This window comes from Sedimentibacter sp., assembly GCF_033447055.1.
Taxonomy (GTDB): domain Bacteria; phylum Bacillota; class Clostridia; order Tissierellales; family Sedimentibacteraceae; genus Sedimentibacter.
On the sequence record NZ_JAWQJF010000040.1, the window covers coordinates 1 to 4,609 of the forward strand.

General features: G+C 31.9%; 5 protein-coding genes. All 5 read left to right on the forward strand.

Going from position 1 to position 4,609, the window contains the following annotated elements; genetic code table 11:
- Positions 1–423 precede the first annotated feature (423 nt).
- Positions 424–1,326, forward strand: a complete 903-nt coding sequence (locus SA378_RS02555) for a sigma-E processing peptidase SpoIIGA (protein WP_318524425.1) — start codon at positions 424–426, stop codon at positions 1,324–1,326.
- Positions 1,304–2,026 (forward strand): RNA polymerase sporulation sigma factor SigE, encoded by a 723-nt coding sequence (gene sigE, locus SA378_RS02560; RefSeq protein ID WP_318524426.1) that lies wholly within the window; start codon positions 1,304–1,306, stop codon positions 2,024–2,026. Before SA378_RS02555 ends, sigE begins: the two co-directional genes overlap by 23 nt.
- A gap of 60 nt (positions 2,027–2,086) precedes the next feature.
- Complete coding sequence (gene sigG / locus SA378_RS02565; RefSeq protein ID WP_318524427.1) at positions 2,087–2,869, forward strand: RNA polymerase sporulation sigma factor SigG; 783 nt, start codon at positions 2,087–2,089, stop codon at positions 2,867–2,869.
- Positions 2,870–3,010: 141 nt separating this feature from the next.
- Positions 3,011–3,283, forward strand: coding sequence for a YlmC/YmxH family sporulation protein (locus SA378_RS02570; protein ID WP_318524428.1), 273 nt, complete (start codon positions 3,011–3,013; stop codon positions 3,281–3,283).
- Between the two features lie 273 nt (positions 3,284–3,556).
- A partial coding sequence (locus tag SA378_RS02575; RefSeq protein ID WP_318524429.1) for a zinc dependent phospholipase C family protein occupies positions 3,557–4,609 on the forward strand: 1,053 nt, incomplete at its 3' end.

Consider the following 4,609-nt stretch of genomic DNA (forward strand, 5'->3'; position numbering starts at 1 on the left):
ACTGATGTTGGGGCTTACGGGGGGAGCGGAGAGTCTGTACCTAATAGAATGCAAAGAAATAAGCAAATCAGACTGAAAGCTTTTGGAGAGGGGTTAAGAGTAATGTTTAAACCATCGGAAGAACAGCGTAAAACTGCTTATGAATTTGGTGTGGAATTTGGAAAGGCTATAAACTAATTAAAAATAAATAAAAAATTTAGGTATAATTTAAAATTATGACTATATAAAAATACGCGGATATTCATTGAGAAGCGTATTTTTTTATTTTTGATTACATGTTATGACAAAATATTTTCAATTGGTACTTTATAATGATTATTATGATTGCTAGGAAAAAGATGAAAAAATGAGATTCTTCGCTGACGCTCAGAATGACACTGCTTTTCCTAATAAATCATATAATAACAAGCGTGCGAGGTGGAGATGGTTTATTATATTGAATATGTCTTCGCTGAAAATTTTTTCATTGATTTTATCTTGCTTTTTATTACGGGCAAACTGATAAAAAAAATGATTATATACAGGAGGTTGATTATTGCCTCTGTCATTGGTGCTTTATATGTTATTTTAACAGCATATATTGACAGGGATTTCATGACTTATTTCATAGTCAAGTTCAGTGTCTCAATTTTAATGATAATGGTTGCTTATGATTCCAAAGGTATTATAGCAAATGTAAGAGTTATATTGTGCTTTTACATTACATCATTGATAATGGTAGGAATTATAACTGCTTTATATTATCTGGACTATGACAAGTTGACGATCGATGCAATTGTATTTTCCATATTTGTTGGATATGCAGCATTGCATTTCTTTTTTAAAGAAATAAAAGCAAGGATAGATAAAAATAATTATATGAGAAGTGTAAACATAGGAATAGGGAATGAAAGCAAAGTTTTGAGGGCGTATATAGACACAGGAAATGAACTTGCGGACCCAATGACAGGAAAGCCTGTTATAGTTGTAAATATAGACAGCATTAGAAATATTTTAGGTGATGATTTATATAATGAAATATTATGTTTTTACAACAATAAAGCGAGCAATTATGAAAATTTACTCAGCATGAATGATAAAAATGATAAAATTAAACTGAGAATTGTAAAATACAACACCATAAGTAGCATTGGAGAAAAAATGGTTTGTATAGTGCCTGATAATGTTGAAATATCAGATGATGACAAGAACAGTATAAATGCAGATGCAATTATTGGAATTTATCCAAAGAAAATCAGCCAAAAGGATGATTATGACGCTTTGTTGTTTAAAAAATTACTAGAGTGGGAGAGGGAAATACATAATGAGTATGTTAAGTCATGTTAAAGATTTTTTAAATCGAATACTTAACTTTTTAATAGATAAACTAGGAAATGCACAAGATATATTTTATATAGGGGGAAGCGATATTCTTCCTGCACCATTGTCTCAGGAAGAAGAAAAGGAAGTTATAAGTAAGCTTAATGATTCAGAAGAAGCTAAGACAATTTTGATTGAACATAATTTAAGACTTGTGGTGTACCTTGCAAAAAAATTCGAATCTACTGGCATTAATGTTGAGGATTTAATTTCTATAGGAACAATTGGACTTATAAAAGCAGTTAATACTTTTAAGGTTGAAAAGAATATAAAACTTGCAACATACGCATCTAAATGCATTGAAAATGAAATTTTAATGCATTTAAGACGTGTGGGCAAAGCAAAGACAGAAATTTCCCTGGATGAACCATTGAATATAGACTGGGATGGCAACGAGCTTTTGCTGTCAGATATTTTAGGAACAGAAGAAGATATTATCTTTAAGGATATGGAAAGTGAAGTCGATTTAAATCTTCTGAATGAGTCTATAAAAAAATTAAACAAAAGAGAATATATGATAATGAAATTAAGGTTCGGACTTAACGATTCAAGAAGCTTCACTCAGAAGGAAGTGGCTGATATGCTTGGAATTTCACAGTCTTATATATCTCGCCTTGAGAAAAAGATACTTAATAGACTAAAAAAGGAAATTAACAAAGCTGTATAAAAAGCATATACCGGGAAATAATTTTAAAGGGGGATAATATTTTTAAAGGGGAAAACGACGATGATAAACAAAGTAGTTATATGTGGCGTAAATACTTCTCAACTGCCTACAATTAAAACATCAGAAATGAGAGGTATGTTAAAGAAAATCCAAGAAGGCGATAATGAGCTAAGAGAACAGTTTATTCAAGGCAATTTAAGACTTGTGCTAAGCGTAATTCAAAGATTTAATTCAAAAAATGAGCCAGTTGATGATTTGTTTCAAATCGGATGCGTTGGTCTTATTAAGTCAATTGATAATTTCGATTTATCTCTGGACGTAAAGTTTTCTACATATGCGGTGCCTATGATAATTGGTGAAATCAGAAGGTATTTAAGAGACAATAATTCAATCAGAGTATCAAGGTCTATGAAAGATACAGCCTATAAAGCTTTACAAGTTAAAGAAAGGCTTACAGCGATTAATTCACAAGAACCTACAATAGCTGAAATTGCAAAAGAGATTGGTGTTGACAAAGAAGAAATCATATTTGCATTGGAATCTATACAAGAGCCGGTATCATTGTTTGAACCAATTTACAATGATGGAGGGGATGCTCTGTATGTTGTGTATCAAGTTAAAGATGAAAAAAATATTGATGAAAAGTGGATAGAAAAAATAACATTGGAGGACAGCATAAGCAATTTATCAGAAAGAGAAAAGCAGATTGTTGACATGCGTTTTTATAAAGGAAAAACTCAAATGGAGGTTGCTGATGAAATCGGTATATCTCAAGCTCAAGTTTCACGTCTTGAAAAATCAGCATTGAATCAGCTGAAAAAAGGTTTTAGATATTGCAATTAAAAATGAATTATAAATAGTTAATAATTATGGTTGGAACGCTTAGCGTTCCTTTTTTGTTTTTTATTGCATTGCTGTGTCATAATTTATTATTGTCTACATATTTTATAGTAATTAAGATTTTTATTTCAAAGGGGTGAGTTTATGACTAATTACTGGGATATGATGGAAAAAGATGTTGTTAATATAAAAAATGGAGAGGTTTTAGGTAAATTTGACGATGTTGAAATAGATGCGAAAGTAGGAAAAATTTCTGCATTTTACATAGAAGAAGCAAGTAAATTTATGGAAATAATGGGCAAGTCTAAATCGAGAAGAATTAAGTGGGAAGAAATATTAAAAATAGGCATGGATGTTATAATAGTTAATGTTGACGATGAAATCAATAACAGCAGGATAAAAGATATGCTTGAATAACAAATACGTTTAAAAATCTGCATACTGCTTATAGATGGATTTGCTCTGCGTGAAATATAAAAACAGACCTCATTAGAATTAGTTAGGTCTGTTTTCGTGTCTTAATTAGACTTAATTAATATACTTTTAATGCAATTGAATATAAAATTATATTAGCATTGAAAAGTAGGAGGGAAGCCAATAAATATTTGATAAATTCAAAAGGATGTGCTAGTAAAAATCATGAAAAAGAATATTGCAACTAAAATTATGAAGCTAAACAAGGGGGTAGAAATGAGTAAAAAAAATATTATTAAAATTGTAACGTTTCTTATTATTCTATGTTCATTGAATGTGACACCTGCATATGCATGGAAAGTGAAAACACATGTTTACTCTGCAAATTTAATTTTAGAGGATGCCAGTGATGGATTTGTTGAAATAAAACCTTATGGCGAATTTGAAGTGTTGCCTGAATATGCAGAAATACTTAGGCAGTATCCGGAATATTACAGAGCAGGTTCACTTGGACCGGATCTTTTGCCGGATGTAATAATCGGTCAAAACATATTTCATCCTGGCAACACTTATCAAACACCGGGAGATATGATTAATACATTTTGGCATTTAGCTAATGAGTTGCCAGATTACGTGCCTTCTCAGCTGCAGCAATCTATGACTAACTATATCGGTTCAACAGTTCATATTGATGTTATTCCGCCAGAGGATGAAAATGATCCTGCAAATGATTTTTTAAGTATGAATAATAAAAAACAGGCAAAAGCTTATGTCCTTGGTTTTATGGCACATGCTGCCGGAGATTATTTCGGACACAGCTATATCAATAAATGGGCTGAAGATTCGTGGCCAGATGTAGCTGATGGAATTAATGCAGAAGAAAAAAATGTAATAAAGCGACATTCAGCATTAGAAGCATACATTGATTCTCAGATTCCTTCAAAGTATAAGACAAGACAATATAACTTTATTAAGGTGCCACAAAGGTTTTTATTTGATACCATGTTGGTTGACGGAGAATTAAATCTTGAAAATATAGCGCTAGATAGCAGGATGCCTCAGTTTTTCGGAGATACGGAGTGTGTGCCACCGCACATTGAATTATTCTTTTCAATCCGTGATGCTTGCGCAGAGAGAATTGAAACAATAAATAACAATAAAAACGGAAATGCATGGGATCAGTTTGTTTGGGGAGTTTCTCTGCAGTCTGCTCAAAAATCATATTGTGAAGAATGGATTAAAGATATAGACAGAGGTCTGGGTGCTTGGATTGATGCCAATGAAAAGGCTGCTCAGGCAATGGTTATTGATGGATACGGAATGGAGCAG

What these genes read in the sequence shown, in the direction of transcription:
- SA378_RS02555 (WP_318524425.1), top strand. Translation starts at nt 424, where the DNA reads ATGGTTTATTATATTGAATATGTCTTCGCTGAAAATTTTTTCATTGAT.
- sigG (WP_318524427.1), top strand. Translation starts at nt 2,087, where the DNA reads ATGATAAACAAAGTAGTTATATGTGGCGTAAATACTTCTCAACTGCCT.
- SA378_RS02570 (WP_318524428.1), top strand. Translation starts at nt 3,011, where the DNA reads ATGACTAATTACTGGGATATGATGGAAAAAGATGTTGTTAATATAAAA.
- sigE (WP_318524426.1), top strand. Translation starts at nt 1,304, where the DNA reads ATGAGTATGTTAAGTCATGTTAAAGATTTTTTAAATCGAATACTTAAC.